This is a genomic window from Corynebacterium sp. 13CS0277 (assembly GCF_002994655.1).
Taxonomy (GTDB): Bacteria; Actinomycetota; Actinomycetes; order Mycobacteriales; family Mycobacteriaceae; genus Corynebacterium.
This window is the reverse complement of sequence record NZ_PPDL01000002.1, coordinates 92,845-114,406: the sequence shown is the minus strand read 5'-3', so window position 1 is coordinate 114,406 and position 21,562 is coordinate 92,845. Positions and strand designations below refer to the sequence as shown.

Annotated in this window: 7 protein-coding genes; 1 reads left to right on the top strand and 6 read right to left on the bottom strand. The window is 61.6% G+C overall.

Going from position 1 to position 21,562, the window contains the following annotated elements; all coding sequences use genetic code 11:
• Positions 1-13: 13 nt before the first annotated feature.
• On the bottom strand, positions 14-6,745 hold the full coding sequence (locus C1Y63_RS01145) for a DEAD/DEAH box helicase (protein WP_158256051.1): 6,732 nt from the start codon (positions 6,743-6,745) through the stop codon (positions 14-16).
• A 351-nt stretch (positions 6,746-7,096) separates the two neighbouring features.
• Entirely contained in the window at positions 7,097-8,176 is a 1,080-nt protein-coding gene (locus C1Y63_RS01140) for a site-specific integrase (RefSeq protein ID WP_106014629.1), read from the bottom strand.
• 157 nt (positions 8,177-8,333) lie between these two features.
• Between C1Y63_RS01140 and C1Y63_RS12460 the strand changes: the two genes are divergently transcribed.
• Entirely contained in the window at positions 8,334-9,650 is a 1,317-nt protein-coding gene (locus C1Y63_RS12460) for a type II restriction endonuclease subunit M (protein WP_146128820.1), read from the top strand.
• On the opposite strand, the gene C1Y63_RS01130 is transcribed toward C1Y63_RS12460, so the two are convergent.
• The 4 genes from C1Y63_RS01130 to C1Y63_RS12630 form a co-directional block, all read right to left on the bottom strand.
• Positions 9,647-14,281, bottom strand: a complete 4,635-nt coding sequence (locus tag C1Y63_RS01130; protein WP_106014627.1) for a restriction endonuclease subunit M — start codon at positions 14,279-14,281, stop codon at positions 9,647-9,649. The genes C1Y63_RS12460 and C1Y63_RS01130 overlap by 4 nt on opposite strands.
• A 5-nt stretch (positions 14,282-14,286) precedes the next feature.
• Positions 14,287-17,352 carry a DEAD/DEAH box helicase gene (locus C1Y63_RS01125; RefSeq protein WP_233195511.1) on the bottom strand — a complete coding sequence of 1,022 codons (3,066 nt, stop codon included), beginning with the start codon at positions 17,350-17,352 and terminating at the stop codon, positions 14,287-14,289.
• 657 nt (positions 17,353-18,009) lie between these two features.
• Positions 18,010-18,834, bottom strand: coding sequence for a hypothetical protein (locus tag C1Y63_RS01120; RefSeq protein WP_146128819.1), 825 nt, complete (start codon positions 18,832-18,834; stop codon positions 18,010-18,012).
• Positions 18,835-19,119: 285 nt separating this feature from the next.
• Complete coding sequence (locus tag C1Y63_RS12630) at positions 19,120-20,463, bottom strand: hypothetical protein (RefSeq protein WP_106014625.1); 1,344 nt, start codon at positions 20,461-20,463, stop codon at positions 19,120-19,122.
• Positions 20,464-21,562: the final 1,099 nt, after the last annotated feature.

Sequence of the window (21,562 nt, the reverse complement as noted above, 5' to 3'; positions counted from 1 at the left end):
AGGGGATTATCTCCTAGTCTCGCTGCGTGTGGGTGCTGAGCAGGGATGCGAGCTGCTGCGCGATCGCATCATCCGTGCTGTCTTCGTCGGCGGTGATGATGGTCCACCCCGCGTCGATGTAGGTGCTGTAGTCCTCCTCGGGGGTGGTGGTGAAGCCGACCTTGGCGTCGAGCCACGCAAGATCGAGCATCTGGTCGCCGAGGGGCTCTTCGCCTTGCACGGGGACGGGAACCTGCGCAGAGCTGAGCGCACGGAGAATGAACTCCTCTGCCGGGGTGGCGGCAAGCTCTTCCAATTCTTCCCACTGCGGGTCGACATCGGGTGCTGGTGCGGATTCGGTCGCTGCTGCGACCTGCGCGCCAGTGTCGGTGGCAGTGTCGTCGGTCGCCACCGGTGCGGCAGCGTCCGCAGTGACGGAGTCGCTCGTGACCGGGGTGGGTTCCTCCGCAGGCGTGCGCAGCTCATCGAGGAGACCGGTGGCCTTCGGCGCAGCAAGGTTCGTGCTGCGGGTCGTGATATCGGCCGGCAGGCGGCGCAGCGACAACAGGTTGCTCAGGCGCAGCCAGGTGATCCACTGCTCCTTCCAGGAGGGGCGCTCGACGTCGATGGTGAGGGTGAGCGTGGTGCGCAGTTGACGCATCTCGTCCATGGATTCGGGCAGGTTGTCCAGGGTGAGGTTGATGAGCTCCTTGTCCACGGTGCACCGGAGTTGCCCGTTGTCCGTGCTCATGTGGCCGGTGATGAGCGGCAAGCCTTGCATCTTTTCGGCAGCAGCACGCATGGTGTCCCAGCGAGACAGCTGGAACTCCTTCATGAGGTCCACCAAGCAGGAGAGGGAATCGCGGAGGAAGGACCGGATCTGCTTCTCAGAGATGTTGACGACTTGGGTGAGCCGCTTGGCGGCGGCGTCGGTGTAGAACCAGCCTTCGGCCCACAAAGCGGTGTCTTCGAGGGCGAGCTTTTCCCGGAACTCGGTGAGGTCCTGGTTGGTGACAGCCCAGGGGATATACCCGAGATGGCGCAGGGTGTCGCGCTTGGTGGCATCGTCGGCCACGCGGTTGTTGTGGGCAGTCGCGTGGAAGGCGTAGCCGTCGCAGTAGATGGCGAAGCGGGGGCCGCGTTCACCGGCGGTGGTGGACAGCAGGAAGTCCGGGAGGGTGCCTGCTTCATTCACGACGGCTGCTGGCTGGGGTTCGAGCAGCCAGGAGACTTCCTGGTCAGGCAGCGTGAACGTCGTGGTGACGTAGCTGCCCTGAACGTCCTTGGTGACTTTCGCGCCGTGGCTTTCCAGCCGCTCCGTCAGGGCCTTGCGCACCTCGCGCTCGAGGTGAGACTCGGCGGTGTTTTCCCGGGTCGGGGCATAGACAACCTTGTTGGCGTCGAGTGCCGTGATCTCGCGGACACCTGTTGCCCCGTCGGAGGGCAGCGTGTCGCCGGTGAGCAGGCGGTAGAGAATTGCTTCCGCGACATGCCGGTCGGTGTACTGCAGCTGGTGGGGGTCAGCGAAGGGTAGGAGACAGTCGGGGCAGGCACCTCGCTGGCTGTCTTTGCACGTGCAGGTGCGGACGGTCTCGTGGGCGCTCCGCAGCAGTTCCCACACCCGCTGGGGGTCGGTGAATGCGGTGAGGTAGCCGGTGCCGCCGGGGATGTTGTCGTGGATGAGGAGGGCTTCCTCCACGTCGTTGGATCCTTGGACGGGGCTGGGCACGCTGACGACCGACACGTCGAGGTGCTGGGGGTCACCGCCGAGGACTTGCCTGAATCCCATTTTGAGGGCGGCGATGAGGGAGGGCAGCGCGTAGCTGTCGAAGTTGAAGACGTCGCTCGGCAGGTACATCAGCACACCCTGGGTGGTCAGCGTGCGGCCGATCGCCAGGATGAGGTTGTCTTGCTCGCTTTCATCCTTGTTGGGGCACCAGCCTCGGTGGTCGCTGGCGTCGTTTTTGCCGGCGTTGTTATCGACTTGCCCACACTGCCGGCACACCGTGAACAGGGGCGCGTGGATGGATTGGCCGTGGATGATGCGCTCGGTTCCTTGGCCGGTGCCAAGGTTCATCCATTTCAGGGTGACGTTGGGCAGGCCTGAGACGCCGAAGTCACTATCGGCGAAGAACCAGGTCGTGCGCTCTTTCTTCTCCGGCAGCTGGACGGACAGGGAGGTGGTGTAATGCTGGCGTTCGCGCCGCTCGCGGGCACCGTCGATGATGTCGCGTTCCAGGCGTACCTGGGCGGAGACTTTCTGCATGGGCAACACGTCGATCACGGCCTCCAGGCCGGCGAACGCAGTGGCCCCGCATTCGGGGCAGGCAGCCCGATCGTAGTCGGCGACAGTGCTGTCGCTTGCGCTTGTGCGTTGCGTGTTGGTTGCGCCGTAGACCGCAGTGAAGCTGCACATCGGGCAGGTGCGCCACTTTTCGACGCGGTTGGCGTTTTCTCCGAGTTCGACGGCGTCGATGCGGATGCGCAAACCTTCGGCGTAGAAGTGGTTGCCGGGCGCTAGTTCCGTGAGCGCGGAGGAAAGGGCGCGGCTGTACGCCTTGTGCTTGGGCAGGAATTCGATGGTGCCGTCGGAGCCGCGCTGCACGCCCGACACTTGCAGCTCGACGGAGTCGTCGAGAAGCGTGTAGTTCGGCAGTTGCCCGAAGCGTTCCAAGCTGGAGATCCAGTACTCGGTTTCCAGCAACTTCAGGGTTGCTGCGGCGCGGCGAATCGCAGAGGTGGTGAGCTTGGCGTCTTCGCGCATCTGCTCGGTGGCAGCTGGCGCGAGAGCCTTATCGGTGAGCTCTTTTTCCTTCTCGGCAAGCTTCTGCTTGAGGTAGATGAGCTCTTTGCGCTCGGCCTGCCACGTATCACCGGCCAGGGCGAGGGTCTGGCGCATGTCCCAGGTGCGGACGAAGTCCTTGACGCCGCCATCCAGGAGGTCGCCGAAGGACTCCAGGAAGCGGTCGCGGGCAGCGGCGATGATCTCGGGTGCGACTTCGTCGATACGGACTTTCAGCCCGCTCGTGGGGCTGAAGACATCGCGGGCGTCTTTGAGGTTGCTGAGCTTTCCTCGCGCGGACAGATCATCAACGACAGCGGCAAATGCTTGGCGTTGGACGATTTCGCGGGCGTTGAGGAACACCGCAGGGGGCTGAACATCGCCATCGATCATCGACAGGGGATTGTTCACCTGGGGGAGGTGCTGGCCGCGGCCCTGAACGATGGCAATGATGAGGGCATTGCCGGTCAAGCGGCCCGCGCGGCCGACACGTTGGACATAGTTGGCGACGGACCTCGGCATGGAGGACAAGAACACGGTCGACAGGTCACCAATGTCGATACCCATCTCCAGGGTGGGGGTCGCAACAAGCACATTGACGGCGTCCGGGGCGTCCACATCTCCCGCACCCCTGAAGGTGCGCTCCAGGCGGGCACGCTTCTCCTTCTCGAGGAGCGACGTGTGCTCGCGCGCGATGATGGAGCGGCGCGTCGCCGCCCGGTACATGTCGCGGTAATAGTTGGGGCGGACTGCGAAGGGGACAAGGTGCCCTTCGCAGTCGTTGTTGTAGCAGCGCGCCCCCAGGATCTGTTGCAGCGTCTCCGCGGAACATGCGGTGAGGCTGTGGCAGACGTTGCACTCCGCAATCTTCGGGCCCGCGAAATCCGGGTCCGTGAAGTTACGGTCAGCCAGCTGCGCATCGCTCATCTTACGAACGAGGACCTTGTCGTGGGGAATGGCAAAGACACGGCCGGTTGTCGAGTTCGATGAGCTTTCAACGCTGAGCAAAATACCCGCGTGTTCTGCGTGCTCGAGGAAGGCGTAGACCAGGTGCGCCGCGTCTTCGGTCGACATGCCGAGCTGGCGGGCGGTCCACCGGGCGTACCAGCCCTTCACATGGGCTGCGGCATCAATACCCTGCTTCCACTTGGTTTCCTTGACGGCCTTGCCGAGGCGCGGGAAGTGGGGGACTGAGGTGTGGTGGAAGCTTTGAATGGCGACGCCGCGGTTTTGGGCCCGGGTGATCTGGTAGTAGTTGCCGTCGTTGGCCATGTAGTCGCGCAGCCACTCGTGGTGGACGCCACCACGGCTGCGGATGCGTTCCAGGATGCTGCGCGCCCACGCGAGCAGCTGGGCATCGCGGGCGGCGTCGTTGAGCCCACGAGCCTCATCGAGGGCAGAATCCATGCCGTCCAGGCGCTGCTGCGCGTGCTCATTGAAGGTCGCGAACGCCGCCTTTGCGCAGCGGAGGAGGTCCTCAGGCGTCCCGGCATCGACGTGGGCGTCAGCAGTGCCAGTCAGCATCAAGGTGCGGCCCAGGTTGGAGCGGAGTCCGAACTCAAGACAAATGTCGAACAGGATGCGGTCTTTCATCATCCGCCGCGCTCTCTTGGCGGCGGCCGAGTTGGGGTCCTGGTCGTAGCTGGGGTCCCACAGGGCCTCGAGTTCCTTCGACTGCGACAGATCCGGGGGCAGCAGCTGGAAACGCTTGACCGGTGTGTCGGAGTTGGACTCAAACAGCTGCTCAGCGACCTGGGAAAGGGGCAGGTACTCGTCTTCGCTGAGGGCGCACGCAATCTTGGTGCGCAGCCCAAAGGCGTGAGAACGGTGCTCCACGAAGCCGGCGCGGTGGGCCGCGTCCTGCACAGAGTCGGTGAAGATGAGTGCTTTCTTTTCCGCATCGTCAACGTCAGGCAAACCGAAAAGGTTCGACACGGCGACGGACAGCAGCGTTGCGACGGCAGAACCGATGTAGCGGATGCCGTCATCCTGGCCGCATGCAGGGCAGGTCTCGTTGACAGCGGCTTCGGCACCGCCAGTCGAACTGAACGTCAGCACCTGCAGCAGGCGGCCTCCAGCGACAGACTCTGCACGCTCCTCACTCAAATGGCCTTCGTCGGAGCCGGCGGCGGTGAGCTCTTCAGCGGTGACAGGATCGAGTTTCTGCTTGGCGATGTCGAGCCAATACAGCTGACTCGTGGCCTCCGGGGTGCGGGTGTCGCTCTGGGCGAGGATCAGCGGCCGGGTGCGCGCCTTGTCCTCGCGACTGACGGACATGGAACGAATCCGGGACGCAGCAAACGTCAGATCGTCGTAGCCGCCGCTCGGCCCCAGAGCAGTCATCCAACCAGAACGTGAACAGTGGCGGCAGTAAATTGCAGGCAGCCAGACGTGTGCTTCCTCATCCTCGCCAAAGGCTAGGTGGGTGCGTTGCGCCGCCGCGTGGTCGTCAGACCAGCGGAAGCTGATCTCGGGGCTGGCAGAGCGGTCAATGCGGGATAGCTCCCGCACCCACACGTGCACGTCCACGCTGGGCAAGGTGCGTCCCAACTGTGCCCGCAGGAAAGACAACTCTGCGACCAGGTTCGCCATGAATTCCACGGCAGAATCCGGGGCTGCGGTCGACAGGCCAAAGAATTCGCGAGCCAGCACGTCGAGGGCCTTCGGTTGCTGAGTCAGGTACAAAAGGCGCAGCAGCCACGGGTCCCTCATCACCCTAATCTTTAGGCGTGAGGCGGCCGCCGCAGACAGCTCAAACGGGGATGTGGCAGCATCGATGCGCTCATCAATATCGGCGTAGATGCCATGGGCGTTTGCCGCATACGATGCAGAATCCAGATCGCGGGCGTCGGAAAAGCTGTCATACGCAGCGTGAATCTTCGCACCAGAGTTCTCGGGCTTGAAGCCTGCGATGGCGGCGTTGAAGTCTTCTACCTGGTCCTTGACCTCGTGCCATTGGAAGTGCGCGGCGCCTTCGTAATCTTGCGGGTCGATACGGCCCGCCCAGTCCGCGACAGACTGCCTGGTCTCACGCACGACGGACTCGTCAGTGAACTCCCGACCAAAAATGGCGCGAGCGAACGACAACAACTCACTCATATCGGACTGGTCACCGATCGTGGCCGACGTTGCCACCGGGGTGACCTTGCCCAAGGGGCGGGGATCAGTGCTTCCGGAGAAGTGCTTCAGCTTCAGCCCCATGCGACGAAGCAGCATCGCCACATCCGTGCCCTGCGCACCGTCGTACGTGTGCGCCTCGTCCAGCACAACGTACTGCAGCGAGTCAGCGGAGATCTCCCACAACACCTGGTCCGCTTCGCGCAGCAGCAGCTGATCGAGCATCTTGTAGTTCGTCAGGAGGATGTCCGGAGGATTCTTGCGGATGTCGTGGCGACTCGTCATCAACACGCCGTTGTCATCATCAGCGTCAGCTTCACCGGTGTACAGACCAGCGGTGACGCCTTCCAAGCGGGAATCCTCACTCAGCAGCTTCGCCAGGCGGACAGCTTGGTCGTTCGCAAGGGCGTTCATCGGGTACAAAATGAGCGCCTTGACACCGCGGGCGTCCCGCGGTTCTTGGGCGTTCCGTCGGACCCGAACCACGTGATCGATGATCGGGTGCAGGAATGCTTCCGTCTTACCGGAGCCCGTACCCGTCACGATCACAGTGGGCTCCGGCTCGTGCGCACCACCGTGTTCACCCGGAACCCAGGAGCGCAAGCGCTGATATGCCTGCTGCTGGTGCGTGTATGGGGTGAATCCCGGGGGAGTCCACCCCAAATACTCCACGTCGACCTGGGCGGACACGAAAGGCATCCGGGTGCGGACGTAGGGGCCGTGGAACATCGAAGATGCTTCAGACTTCACAAACGACTCGAAGGCCGCTGCAGCCGATGCGTCGGCGAGAGCCACCGTAGTGGTGAGGTATTCGGTGATCCCGTCGACGATGCTGGTGACGGCCTTAGACGGCAGAAGCTGAGACATGCCCAATATTCTGGCATGAAGGGGCGATGTCATGCAGGGAGAATCGGCGCCACGACACATCCACGACGAAAAGGAAGCTGCAGCTCTACCGCAGAAATCGATCCGGTTGTCGTCGAACGGATGTACACAGCCCTACCCCCAAATGTGGGGGACTCGTGCGAACAGCGCCTCGCCCGAGGAGGAATAAGACAGCAACCCGCAGGTGGCGACCGCAGAATTCGCCCCGCAGCACTGGGGGCATTCCACCCAGAGTCCTGGGCGGGCAAACCAGCCCGCCCGGGACGAAGGCAGCGACCTCGACGCTAAAGCCGCAGCGCCAAGCAACGGCACGCGCGGGCGCAGACTGCTGAACTACAAGATCTGCTCCGCCATCAGGTTCAGCGCCTGCGCCACCGAGTCCAGATCATCATCGAAGAGCTCGGCATACGTATCGAGCGTCATGGCCGCCGACGCATGGCCCAACTGCCGCTGGACGACCTTGACATTCGCGCCGGCCGACACCATGAGACCCGCGGCGACATGCCGCAGCCCGTGGATCGTGAGAGTGGGGAAGGAGGGATCTTCCATTTGCGCGCGACGCACAGCATTGCTGAAGAACCCATCCTTACCCGGCAGACGCAACGGGCCGCCCACACGCGACTCCCACAGCCACGCATCCAAGGCCTTGCCCTCGCACACCGGCCGCAGCCCGGCCAGGACACGCCGCGACACCGCGATCGTGCGCTGACTGTGCGTCTTCGGCGTGCCCACCACGATCTGCGAGCCCACCATCACGGCGTTACGACGGACATGAATCCTTGATCGGACGAAGTCGATGTCCTGGACCTGCAGGCCGGTCGCTTCGCCCCACCGCAGGCCCGTGGTGCCCAGCAGCCACAACAGCTCATGGTGCTTCGAACTGTTGGAAATCAGCGTATTCAGCTGCTCCATCGTCAAAAACACCTTCACGCTGGGAGACTTACGGGGCAGGTTGACTCCGCGGGCGGGGTTGCTGGGAATCATCCGGTCCTTGACTGCGAGGTCGAGGATCTGCGCCAAAATGCTGTGGTAGTGCCGGACCGACGACGGCGAGCACTCGAGGCGGGAGATCCAGGACTGGACGTCGCTGTGGCGGATGGCGGAGACCTTCCAGTGCCCCCACTCGGGTAGCACGTGCCGCGACCACTCCTTCTCTTCGACGTACTTACTGGAGGGCTTCAAGTGGGTGCGCGTGGCCAACCACGCCGCGCCCAGTGTAGCTACGGTGGTCGCGCCCGCCTGCGGATCAATCCAGGTCCCCGAGCGAATCGAGGTGAGGTTCTGGGCCGCCCAGGCGGCTGCGGCTGTGCGGGTGAGGAATCCCTGCTTGGTACGCCCCCGCCCGTCGGGGCTGCGGTACTGCACCCTCCAGCGGACGCCCTTCGCAGTGTTGTACTTCTTGATGCTGGCCATGTGTTGCTCCTGTCGTGGCCGGGGATGGGACACGACAGTTCTACGACGGCAAATGAAACCAACAGCGCACCGGTAACCGCGCTCCTGGTTCTTTACGCAGGGTGAGGGGGCTGACAAACCAATTGATAGCTGGTTCAATACCGAACCGAAGCGCGGTGTGAGTGCGCTGATCCACTCCGAGAGCCACTTCACGGAGGCTGGCGCGATCGTACTCCGCAAGAGCGCTTACCAGCGGCTAAAGCGACACTTCCACTTCGTCAACGAGCTCCGACTTTTCGATATTCACAATCTGGTTCCCTACGGCGTGCACGTTTACGGGTCTCCGGACGGTGATTTGCGCTTTCTTAACGCCTCAAATCTTTATCACCCCTCGACGGCCTCGGCGTCTTTCTTCCACGATGGCTCTGGTGATCTGCCCAGCTTCAAGGATGATAACGGGAACTGGGATCTTCGTCCGCACAAAGACCGGATTCAGGTCGTGGACGAAGAAGTAGTTGGCGGTTGGGGGCTAACCCTAAGCGGCCACGAAGAACCCACGTCCTCGTGCATGGTCTACCAAACCACGAGCGCACTGAGTGAAGTCTTGGCTAAGATGGCGCGAACGGAACGCATGGAGTCGCTAGATCTCCACTATTCGACAGGCTGGAACGAGACTAATGACCGTGCCAGAGGCGTGTTCGAAGTCGGTTGGAACCGCCCAGAACGCTGGGAGGACGTGATCCTTCAAGGACCACATATCCTTCCGATGCACCCTTTCGCGCAAGAACCAAATAAGACGCTCAGAAACAATCGGGACTACTCGCCGATGCCTGTCGGTAGATATTTGCAAGGAGATCTCCCTGCCTGCGGATACAAATATCTCCTTTCCGAGAAGTCTAAGATCGCACGATCTAAGCATTTTAGTCGCACATCCTCGACCGGGAAATACAGTGCGTTAGAGTACCGTGTAGCTTGGCGAACCATGGTTTCCAAGAATGGTTTCAGGACGCTGATCAACGGTGTAATTCCTCCGGGGCCAATGCATGTCCACACTCTAACCAGCGCTGGCGCAGGTGCAGGCACTGAAGCCGTCTGGAAAATATTGCTGGTTTCTGGGCTATGCTCGAGCTATCTCGTCGATTTCTTTATTCGCTCGATCGTAAACAAGCATGTGTTGCCGTCCCTCTTTGAGCAAATCCCAATTGGGCGCGATGTCTTTAGCCGTGAAATTGCAATGCGCGCAGCGGCTCTCAACTGTACGACTCTGGCGCACTCCAGCTTGCTAAAGGTGACAGGAGTGGATCCAATCATCGAGCCCGAGGCTCGCAAGCGAGCAATGGCAGAATTGGACGTTCTTGTCGCCCATCGCTTCAATGTCTCTATCGATGAACTCGAGAAAATCTACGATTCCGCATTTCCAGTTCAGCGAAAATATGACCAGAAGGATGGGATCGACTATGCCGGGCTATTGCGTTCAGCCATGGCTAGAATTTAGGCTTTTTCAAGCCGAAGTGTCCACTGATAGGCCTCGGCAAGTTGCGTCGATCTATCAATACCCAACCGGGCGTCCTTCTTTCTCAACACCGGAAAGGCTGACTCGTAGCACTGAATGAGAACCTCGGGCTCGATGTCAAAACGTCTCGCAATCAGGGCATCCAAGCGACACTGCTCCCTCGTGAATTCAGCACGCTCCAGAGCTACGGTAGGAAATTGAGAATTAAGCTCAAGTCGATTTTGGTCAACACTGTTGCTGGTGAAGCTCCGTCCAGATAGTGCGATGACCCGTTCGACAATTTCTTTCGAAAATAGTCGGTTTCCAATCGGTATTTTCCGGAAGGTGCTCGGAAGGATATCGCTACCAATCGTCGAGCGAACGAAAAAGTCGGCGAGAAGTGAAGAAGCCACGCCGAGAACTAGGAGCAATTCCGACATGTCCCCTGCGTTGTGGGCACATGAGACAACCGTATGTACATGCGTGGGACCCGGGGGGATCAAGGCTGGTATAAGTGTCCTATATCCAGTCTTTGAAGCCATTCTTCTCCAGGCTACCCGTGGGTGATTTACCATAGGCTCCCCGTTTGGGAGTCTGGTAAATTTATTTCGATATTGCTCACCGTCCCCCGTAGGGGAATATGCGCATGCTGGAATAAGGTGGCAGCGCTGTTCAGGTGTAAGCAGCTCCCAATCCCGATTGTTTTTTAGGGTCGGTCGAGGCTCTTGAAATGGCATGATCAGGACATCAATGTGTGGCCCTTGAAGGATCACGTCCTCCCAGCGTTCGGGACGGTTCCAACCCACCTCAAATATGCGCCTTTTGCGGTCGGCCGTCTCATGCCATCCCGGACTGTAGTGGAGATCTAGCGACTCCATGCGTTCCGTTCGCGCCATCTTAGCCAAGACTTCACTCAGTGCGCTCGTGGTTTGGTAGACCATGCACGAGGACGTGGGTTCTTCGTGGCCGCTTAGGGTTAGCCCCCAACCGCCAACTACTTCTTCGTCCACGACCTGAATCCGGTCTTTGTGCGGACGAAGATCCCAGTTCCCGTTATCATCCTTGAAGCTGGGCAGATCACCAGAGCCATCGTGGAAGAAAGACGCCGAGGCCGTCGAGGGGTGATAAAGATTCGAAATGTTGACGAATCTAGGTGTAGGGTTCACACGGCCGTAAACATGAATTCCGTAAGCTACGTGATTGTCGATATCAAAGAGCTTAAGCTCGTTGACGAAGTGGAAGTGTCGCTTTAGCCGCTGGTAAGCGCTCTTGCGGAGTGCGATCGCGCCAGCCTCCGTGAAGTGGCTCTCGGTGTGGATCAGCGCACTCACACCGCGCTTCGGTTCGGTATTGAACCAAGTGCGAACCATGAACGCGCGGTAATAGTCGGGTTGGCCGGCAAGTTCTGCGAAGTTCGTTGAGGAGCCTAGCCAGGAGCGTGTGGCTTGGGTCTCAGCAATCCCGTTTGAATAGTAGGCGGCGACGAGCGGATCGGCAGTGGTCGTCGCCAGCCTGGCTTGCTTTTCAGGCTCTGTGGGCTTGTGGCTGAGGATCCACCACGGGTCGTATTCGGCAAGTAGTGCGTCCGCGTCTGTGCTCGGGCGGAACCAAGGTGGGTTTCCGACCTGAAGGTCAAAGCCACCACGGGCAAAAATGTGCGCGAAGTTAAGCTCCCAGTGGAAAAACGCCTGCTTTGCGGCGATTCGTTTGCAAACCTCGATCCAAGGGTGTCGTTGGATTACCGAAGAGACGGGTTGCGCGCCCGAGAAAGCCAGGGCGAGGCGTTCGGCTTCATCGATATCGTTCCAGGTCGGGTCCGTTGTAAAGAGACTGTCCCCACGCGTTTGGTTGCCGAGCAGGAGGAACATGGCTTCGTACCAGTCGGTTCTGCTCGGAGGGGTGACCTTCGTCCCATCAACGACGAGGTCCTGGCCAGCCAAGGGCCAGAAAGCGAAGGAGCACCAGATATCCATCACCAATTGGATGCGGCGAAGTGCCCCTTCCTCGTCGTGTAGGAACGCCTCGATCTGTTCTCGTGTAACGATCTGGTGATCCGGTTGGTCCGCTGTGTTGCCCCAGACATCAATTTGACGCTGCGTCTGCTTTTCTGCAGTTTCAAGGCGCCATTGCACATACTTCCATAGCTCGTCTACCTGAGCGGATAGGTTGACTGCCGCGTCAAAAAGATCGCCCTTGACGCGGATAGCTGCAGGAGTTTTCAGAGGATCGGGGGCGTCGGCCCGCCCCATCTTGGCGAACATAGCATTGCGCCAAGTGCTCAACTCTTGGATTTCGTTGTCGTATAGACCCTTGGCCTCCTCGGCGTCTGCTGCCGTTCCCCAAGTTGGGGCGGGGAGGAGGAACTGGTACGCCTCATCGTCGCGGCGCTTTTCATCACCGCTTAGGGGGATGTGCTTCGGGGGATTCTTGAGGTGCAGGCTGACAGGTGCGGTGAACTTCTCACCCTGCAGGGCAGCCCGTTCCTTCATCTTGTCGAGCTCAGCCTTGCCCGGTCCTTTCACCTGGCGGCGGTTGTAGACGGAGTGCGATGCACCGATGAGGCTGTTGCCGCGCCGGAGGTGGAGCCCGAACCACGGCGCTTTGAGGCCTTTGGTCATGGTGTCGAGCCAGATGGCAATTTCGCCGAGTTCCACAGCGGTGGCGTTGAGGTCCACACCGTAGGTGTTGTGGATGGCGATGTAGGCCTTGACCTTCTGAAGCTCCTGTTGACGGGATTCCGCGGGGATGCCCGGTTGACCCTGTTCGATGGCTTCTTCTTCGGCTTTGTCTAGGTACCATTCGGCCAACTGCCGGATGGCCTCGACTGCGAACGCACCGGATCCCATGGCGGGCTCGCAGATCTTCAAATCGAGGATGTCTGCCGCGGTTTCGCCATGGCCGGCGTTTTTCAGCTCCTCGATTGCCTGGCCAACGGTGAAGCTGGTCAGCACCTTCGGGGTGTAGAAGGACGCGGAGCGTTCGCGGTCGCGCGCAGACTGGCGATAGACGAAGCTGCCCGGCTGGTAGCGAATCGCCTCTGCGATGCCGGTGGTCTCGTTCACCTTGGTGACGAAGTGTTCCTGGCTGTAGGTCTCGGGATCCGCATTTGCGATGGATTCTTCGACGAGCCAGGAGCCCTTGCTGGCGTTGCCATTCTTGGCGACCTCGAGGAGCGTCTCGGTGGCAATGCGGCCCGAGTAAGACATCAGGCCCTCGTAGACCTGGCCGAGTTCGGTGACGCCGAGCGTGGCGTAGGAGATGAAGCCGCGGTCTTTGCCCTTTTGCTCCTTGGACATGAGCAGTCGGGTCAGCACTGTGTGCATAGCGGCGTTCGAGAGCTTGACGTCTTCGATGTAGCGCGCTTTGTCGTACTTGAAGAGGTCCGCTTCGAGGGATTCGAAACGCAGCCCCTCGTCGGTGGTACCGATCTCGGTGGGGTCGTCATCGCTGGTGTCGGCAATGTAGCCGCCATTGACTTGGTCGAACAGGACCTGAAGGCTGTCGTAGAGGTACGTGCCGTTTTGGTCGCGCTGCGTTGCCGGCGGGCGCAGGATCTGGTTGCGCAGGCGAGTGAGGCTGTAGCCCTCGTCGTATTCGGTGACGCCGACGGGCAGGATCTCGAGCTCGGGGGAGGCTTCCGCGAACAGGAGGAACAGGATGCGGTACAAGTACCGCAGGCATTGCTTGGTCAGCTCGGCGACGTCGATGGCATCGACAGCTGCTTGCGCGGCAGCTTTTTGTCCCTGGTAGTCGAGGCCTTCGAGTTGGGCCTTGTGGCGCGCGTTGGCGCGGGTGCGGTCGAGAACATCGTTGGCGATGATCTCGATGGAGTCCCTAATGGCGTGACGTAGGTCCTCACTGACTTTTACGGAGTGATTGCGGGAGTCTTCGATGACCTTGGACCACCACCGTTCGCCTTCTGCGCTACGGCGAATATTCTCGGCGGCGAGGATGCAGGCGACGCGCCGGAGCTCGCCGCTGACCTTGGTGTCGTTGCGCTCGAGGGCGAGCAGCAGATCGACGGCGAGGAAGCGGCCCAGGGGCCAGGTTTCGCGCTCGGCGAGGGCGATGAAGCGGCCGGCCTGGATGACGATGAATTCCGGCTGGTCGTCGGTGAGGAACATTTCTCCAACGACCTTTTGCACCCGCAGATCCTGCCCGGTGACGGGTTTGCCATCGCGGGTGACGGTTCCCCGCACCGGAGTGCGGCGAATGTCTTCGACAGAGTCGGCGACGTCAGCGGTGATAAACAGTGCCTTGTTTTTCAGGCCGCCGTGGTCGATGCTGGCAGCGAATTCGAGAACGAGGTCGCCGTGGTTGTCTTCAAACGTGAGCTCGTGGAGTTTCTCGGAGTAGCCCAGCGCGCGGCGGGTGAGCGAGTAGGTTTCCTCGATCTGTTCCTCACGCCCGGCATCGGCGGCCTCCTGCAGCACGGCTAGTTTGTTCTGCAGCTGTGCTCGGGCGCCGAGGAGGCGTGCGAAGGGCGACTGTGTGCCGTTCTCAGTCTCTTCGTCGTTCCACTGCTTGATCCGCTTGGTGACCTGGGAGAGGAAGGTCTGCTTCTTGTCGTCGCTCGTGAGGTAGTAGTCGGAGACGAACTCGTCGACGTTGGCGATAGCGTGGTACTCAGCCATGGTGGTTAGACCGCCTTCCGGGTGGCGTCGAAGTTGTGCGGAACGAGGAGGACGAGGGGCTTCACACGGGCGCTTTCTGGTTCAATCCGGGTAGCGATATCACGATACTGCTGGACCCGCTTGCGGTGTTCTTTGTATTTGCGCCCCGTGGAGGGAGCCGGGGTCTCGAGCCAGGCGTCGAGGCGAGCCTCCTGGGAGTGCACGTAGGTGGCCGTGTCCTCCTTGGCGCTTTCCATCACGACGGAACTCATGAAGCCGTTGGCTGCGGTGAGCGCGTTCTCCACGCCTGCCTTGAACACGGGGAGGAAGTTGTCCTCGAAAGCGGCATCGTCGATCGGGCGGTTGGACAGGTCCTTGTCGCTCAAGCCCACGGTTTTGAACCAGGTGTGGATATCGGCGATGGTGGGCATGACACCCAGCATATGGGTGACGGCGTCAGCGTCGGTGACACCGCCGGCGCGGATCGTGCCGTCATCAGCGATGGTGTACTGCAGAAACGCGCGGGAAATTGTTTGTCCAAGCTGGTTGGACAAGGTTCCCATGATGAGGATCGTGGGGGCGTTGACGTTGCCGCGAACCACTGGGGTCTCTTGGCGGCGCATGCTGCTGAGCGCGCGGTCGACCGCCCAGTCGGACACCGGGTGAAGCGGGCCGAGGAAGTGCGTGTGGGGCCAGTTGTTCTTAGTGCCCTTACCCTTGCGGGCATCTTCCACGAATTGGCCACCGGCGACAGGGTCGCCGGTCAACTGCAAGCTCTTGAGGATCTCGTTGTCGCTGACGTAGTCGTCGGGGAGGAATTCAAAGCGCCGCTGCAAATCCGGGGGAGGGCACAGCGTGATGGTGGGGGAGCTTTCGACAAGGCTCACGCCGCCGGCCTCGACATCGTTGTGCGGGCGGCTATCGAACGCTTCGTTCAACGCATCGAGGAGGAAGCTACTCTCATTCGGGTACAGCGATGCATGAGCCACGCGACGGGGGGAGGTGCCGGAGGAGTTGCTCGTGCTGTCCGGCTCGGAGGCAGCGCCGGTTGCGGCATCGTCCAAAGGATTACTTCCGCGCAGAAGGGCAAGGAATCCTCCCGCCTGAGCCGAGTCGATGTCGGGCACAGCGTCTTCGAAGGAGGTCTTTCCGGCGAGGACGTCGCGGATGGCGTCCTCTTCGGCCTTCTCGTTGTACTTGCCCATGATGGAGGCGACGTCGCCGAGGCGTTCATTAGCCTCGCGCTCACGCTCCATGAGTCGGGTCAAAATCGACACATCGCCTGCACGTCCCTGGGTGTCCGTGCCTTCGAAGCCACTCGTGGTGTCCAGCAACAGGGTGGCGATTACCGGGTTCTTCCTCTGCTGGTAGCGATCGATCCGGCCGTTGCGCTGCTGAACTCGAATCAGCGACCACGGGATGTCGTAGTGGATCAGATGGTGGCATTCGGCGTGCAAGTTCACGCCCTCACTCGCGATGTCGCCCGTGATGAGGATGCGGGTTTTGCTGTTGCCCTGCTTGAAACGCTCAACTACCTGCATTTGCTCTTCATCGCTGAGCCCACCATGCATCACGTCGATGGCATCTTTGCCCAGGGTGAGCTTCTGCTCCAGGCCAGCCTTGAGCCACTCAATGGACTTGCGTCGCTCAACGAAGATCACGGCTCGGGTGGAGGACCCCTTTTTCACTCCGATCTCGGTGAGGTAGTCGACCAAGGCGGCGAACTTGTTCGACCGGCTGAAGTCGAGAGCCGCGTCCTCTGTGACGCCATCCTCCGTCAACGCATCCGCGCCTTCTGCGTAGGTGAGTTCTGCCGCCAGACGGCGAAGCTCCTCCAGCGCGGCGAGCTCGGCACGGCACTGCTCCGCGTCGACTTTGCTATTCGTCGCGGCATCAGCGATGTTCTGCTGGAGCGTGTGACGGCGGTTGTCGATCGTTTCCAGCAACGCGAGCGGGGAAGACAGAGAAGCCTTAAACAACGACCACGGGAACAGTCGCGAGACACTCGGACTGTTGTCACCCAGCCACACAGCCCGCAACTCGTCAGCAAGGCGCTGTTCCTGCACGGAAGGCTCAACGAGCTTGTTCTCCGGCTCGGCACGCTCCGCCCACTGCTCACCCACGACGGAGGACACCTCGGGGGAGTAGCGGTGACGGCGCACCACCAACCGGTCGATAGCCACCTTCGAGATGGTGTCGTCAGGAGCAACCGCCGCAGGATCCAGCAAACGAATCAACTCAGCGAACGACTCGCTCTTGCCGTTGTGCGGCGTCGCACTCGCCAAGATGAGCGCCTCAGTACGCGGTGCCAGCAGGCGGGCGAGATCGTTGTTCTGAGTGTCTGTGTTGGTGAGGTTGTGCGCCTCGTCGATAACGACGGCATCCCACTGGCTCTTTTCCAGGTAGGAGCGGTACTTCGGCATCTTCAACGTGTCGATCGAGATGATGGCGCGGTTGAAGTAGGAGAAAGGATTACGGGTCGCGGGCAGCTTCTGGCGCACCTTCTGAATGCCCGCCGTATCCAGGCGCACAAAAGGCAGTGCGAAACGATTCCACATTTCCTTCTGCATCTGCTCCAGCACGTGCTTGGGAGACACGATGAGGATGCGGTCGCCGCGCCCTCGTTGCACCAGCTCGGAGAGGATCATCCCGATCTCGATTGTCTTGCCCAAGCCCACCGCATCTGCGAGGAGAATGCGGGGCCGCACGTTTTGAGGCGACAGTGCTTTCTCGACCGCCTGGCGCTGGTAATCCAGGACATCGACGAGCGCGCCCTTGGAGACCGTGAGGTGGTTGTTGAGAATCGACTCAGGAGTCTTGCGCAGATTGGTTTCGATCCACAGTCGTGTGTGCCGGTATCGCGGGGAAGTGTCGAGCTTCAGTGTGACCCCGTCCGCGTCGAGTGGCGTGATGCTGGGGTCTAGCTCGGTGTAGAAAGTAGCGACCTCATCACGAACGAACTCGGATACTCCACGGACCTTGAGCCGCTGCCCACGCCGAGAGGGCTTGGCTTCAGTGATGAGCCACTCTTCGTCGCGGGCTTCAATGATCATGCCGGGGGCAAGTGCGTTGCTGGTGGCGGAAGCGGTCACAAGGGTCCTCAGATGTGGGGGTCTTTTCAGTCTTCGCCGCACTGCGCGATTGCTAGCCAAAACCCACAGTCAACGTCAGCTGGACACATCAACTGAAGGAATGCCGTGCTTGCTCGGCGAAGGAACGTTAGGAAAGAATCTTACCGGAGGGAAGCCTTAACCGGTGCTGAACTCCGACCCGGGGTCGGAGTGGACGAGGCGCCCGGTTTGAGGAACGGGTTAGCGCTTGGAGGGCAACGCTTCAACTCCTGAGCCGAAGGCGATGTCGCCCTGCGGCGACGCGTAGTCCACGTTGCTCTCGAGCTTGCTGGGGACATCGTCTTCGGACCCTGACTGTTTGTGGGTTCCGACGAGGCCGGCCGCCTGTGCTGAAGGGAAAAATTGCCTGAGATGTTCCCGTAAACCCTCGTCACAGACGTAGAAGAACGTTCCACGGATACCCCGTATGTGTTCAGCACAGCGTTGAAGATGTCGGCATCGGTGGCGGGCTTGCCTCTGGCGCCGTTGCGTGCTCCGGTGTCGGAGAAATTCTTCTTCCCGCCGAAGGCTACGTCGCCTGTTTTTGGGGATCTGCAGTGGAAGGGGGAGGCTGTGCTCTGAACGGAGAGGGGAGGAGGCGACTGCTGGTATCACGGCACCGGGATGGCCTTCATCTCCTCAGTCCTTGGGGTTGTGTGGGTTGAACGGAATCGGCTTGATTGGCTTTCTGTTCGCCTGCAGCTTCTTATAGTCCTTTACCGCCTGCGCGAGCTCCTTGAACTCTTGCCTGCGTCGATTGGGCCAGTCTTGGGACCACGACCAAGCCTCCAGGGCGAGGGGATCGATTGATCCATAGTAATCTCGGATCCCCATTAGGGTGCCGACAATGTCTCGTTTTTCGTAGTAGCTGCTGAATGGATTCGCCAGGTTAATCGTCATGGAGAGGCGATCAAGGCGCTCTACGGCTTCGGCCGGAAGCGGGGTGAGGACTTGCGGCGCACCCTTGTTGCCAACGACGTAGGAATTCCGCCAATCGATCGGTTGGCCACCGATCACTGTGGCGCTCGTTCCCACGGCCCAGGGCTGTAGTCCTGATGTGTTGATGGGGTGGCCATCCTCGGGATCCTTCTCGACTCCCCATGGTGTGACGGCCACAGCTGTCGCTCCACGGTGAGGGATGTTGAAGATGTCGTTGCCGTTGACATGTACTGCCAGTACGGCGCCGTGGAAGGAAGATGGGGGATTTTTGAGAAAGGTGTTGACCTTGAACCCTGCTTCGCGTGCTAGATCCTTGTAGAAGCGCTCCTCTCTGACGCTGGCGTCGGCGACGAGGAGAAGCCGTTCCTCACTAGGAAAATTTTTAAGGATCCATTTTGCTGCCTGGAGGGTGGCTTCCTCAAGATGCCCGAATTCGGATCCAGTGATAGCAGTAGCCGGCATCGATGACTTTTCGAATACCGCATGACTGTGGGTTATCTTTGCGCTCATGGTGACAATAATCATTTCTTCGGAGGCCGTTGTCAACATGCGTGCGGGTAGTCGTTATTGAGGGCGGTTGGCAGCGTGTCAAATTTGAGCAATTTCTAGCTCCGCTGGGGGTGTGGACTGCGTTTACCGGACCTGCGCGACACGCTACTGGGCAGTCACCTTGTTGGCCATCAGGGACAAATCGATGTGTAGGTGCGCAAGCGGTCAGGGTTGTCGGGAAATCACGTGCAGCCCACGACCATCCCCGCGTAAGGGGAGGTCGTGGGCTGTGCTGTGCGCGTCAGCGCAGGGGGTGCTGGATTACAGCGGCAGGATCACCAGGCCGCTCTGGGCGAGGAACGCACCCAGTGCGCCCAGGCCTGCGAGCAGTGCGAGGATGACAGCGATGACGCCGCCCTGCGAGCCGTTGCTCGGCGGGGTGGTGGGCTTCTCGGAGGTCTGCATCTCGGAGGTCTTCGTCTCGCTGGGCTTGGCCGGGGTGGTGCTCGGCTTGGCCTGCGTTGCGGTGGGCTTAGCCTGGGTCGGCTTCACCTGGCTCGGCTTGGCCTCGGTGGGCTTTGCCTGGGTCGCCGTCGGCTTTGCCTGGGTGGGCTTCGCCTGCGTAGCGCTCGGCTTCGGCTGTGCCGGCTGCTCCGTGGGCTTCGCCTGGGTGGGCTTGGCCTGGGTAGCAGTGGGCTTCGGCTGTGCCGGCTTCTCCGTGGGCTTCACCTGGGTCGGCTTTGCCTGGGTGGCGGTGGGCTTCGCCTGCGTGGGCGTGGGCTGCGTCGGCTTCGCGGTCGGGGTGGGCTTGGTGGTGGGGGCCTTCGTCGGCTCCGGGGCGGCGGTGGGCTTCGGGGCCGCCGTCGTCGGGTTGAGGTGGTGGGTGGACGTCACCGTCGGCCGGGTGCTGGTACGGCCGCTGGCCGCATCGGTGAGATCCTGGCACTTGATCATGGCTTCCGCGCGGGCGGCGTAGGAGCCTTCGCGGGCGTAGTCGGCGGCCGCGGCGGCGATGCTGCGCTCCGCAGCATCGACGTGGGCGCGGGCCTTTGCGCTCGTGATGGAGTAGATGTCGCTGTAGGGGTGGGCGAGGAAGTGGGCAAACTCGTCCTGGGCTGCCGCCAGCGTCGGCGCGCTGTCGCGCCAGTTGCGTGCCTTGGTGGCGGCGGAGATCTTCTTGGTGAATTCCACCTGCCGGTCGTACAGCTTGTTGTTCACACCGGTGTCGCCGGTGGTGAGCATCAACGCCTCTTCCCGGGTGTAGCCGACGCTGACCAGGTCGTTGATGAGCTGCTGCTCCAGGGCAGCGACCTTCTGCTTGTCTTGCGGAGAGAGGGTGCCCGCGTCGGCAGCCTGGCGGTAGGGGTGGAGCTCCCGGTAGGCGGAGGAGCCTTCCGGGGCGTCGTTCGCGATCGCGACGACGAGTTCCCGGTGGGCGTTCGTCACGGCCTTCTGCCAGTTCGTGCGGGCAGAGTCGTAGGCGCTATCGCCCTTGACGACACAGCTCATGTTTGTCCCGCTGCCGGTGGTGACGGCGGAGAAACCGGCGTGGGCGGTGCCGGAGCCCGCCACCATGCCGGTGGCGGTGGTGACGGCGAGCGCCAGCGCGAGGGAGCGGCGGCGCACCCCAGCAGAGCGGGTCGTGGTGTGGGTAGACGAGTTCATGGCGAGGGTTTTCTCCTTGCATCAGGGAAGCACTCAGTGCGACTGGCAGCCGGGCGGCGCACACGCGACACTCACCACCATGGTCATCCCGTCCGGCTGGCACCCAGGTGCAGGGCGTCCCATGTGGAGTGCCCCGGGGCTGCCCTGCGGGCGCGGTGCCGCAGGCGGTGCGCCGTGGGCGGTGCGCCGTAAGCGGCGTGCCCTGGGCGCGCCCGGGTGGGGCGCGTGTGCCTCGAGCCCACCGGCCGGCAGCAGGTGCATTCTGCGCCCCTGCCACGGGCACGCGCGGGAGGGGAGAAAAGAAAGCTATGGCTGGCCGATGAGTGGTGGTGAGGGGCCGCAGTGTGCGCGGGCTGTTTCCACTCTAGGTTTGTGCCCCTATCGCCGCAGCCCGTGAATGCCGTGTGGGGGTGGCGCAGAGCCCGGTGTGAGCAGGACTGCACTCCCGCTACCGCGTCGTGGAGGATGTGCGTCCCGCCCCGCTGGGGCGGTGGGTGCCCGACGTGGCACGCGCGAGCTGTCATGGCTATTCGCCCAGTTCATAGACGTGTGTGAGGTCGTGTGCGGCACCGGCAGTGCCGGGGCTGCAGGTGCGCCCTGCGGGGTCGTGCGGCCGCCCGCAGGGCGGGTGGGGGAGTGTGGGAGAAATCTCCCCGGCCAGGGGTAACCGCTCGGCGGGAGGATGCCACAGTGCTTGGGGTGTGGAAGGTGAGTATGACAATTGCTGTCCTGTGCGCAGGCGCTGTCCTCTGCGCTGCCATCCCGTTCGAGGCCTGCGTCGCCTAGTCGCAGGTCTTCGCATGCCCGACGGAGTGTCGCACCCGGTGGAATGCCACTGGGAGTGCCGCTGCGGCACCTCAAGCGGCAGGAATCTCAGGGCGTAGGCGTGGCGGAAGAATCTGGAATTACCCTCCAACGGGGGTGAAACACCTCATTGTCAGCAGAAAACCCTAGACAACACACCCACACGGCCTTTAGGCTGTGTCGCACTCCGCCACCTCAGGTGGCAGGAGACAACCACACTCGGGGCTCGGGCGCATCACCCGTATGCAACGCACACGCACACCGCCAGCCACACCGGCGCCTGTTGGGGCAGTCG

Coding starts and splice junctions, on each gene's coding strand:
- C1Y63_RS01145 (WP_158256051.1), bottom strand. CDS start 6,745: ATGTCTCAGCTTCTGCCGTCTAAGGCCGTCACCAGCATCGTCGACGGG.
- C1Y63_RS01140 (WP_106014629.1), bottom strand. CDS start 8,176: ATGGCCAGCATCAAGAAGTACAACACTGCGAAGGGCGTCCGCTGGAGG.
- C1Y63_RS01130 (WP_106014627.1), bottom strand. CDS start 14,281: ATGGCTGAGTACCACGCTATCGCCAACGTCGACGAGTTCGTCTCCGAC.
- C1Y63_RS01120 (WP_146128819.1), bottom strand. CDS start 18,834: ATGATTATTGTCACCATGAGCGCAAAGATAACCCACAGTCATGCGGTA.
- C1Y63_RS12630 (WP_106014625.1), bottom strand. CDS start 20,463: ATGAACTCGTCTACCCACACCACGACCCGCTCTGCTGGGGTGCGCCGC.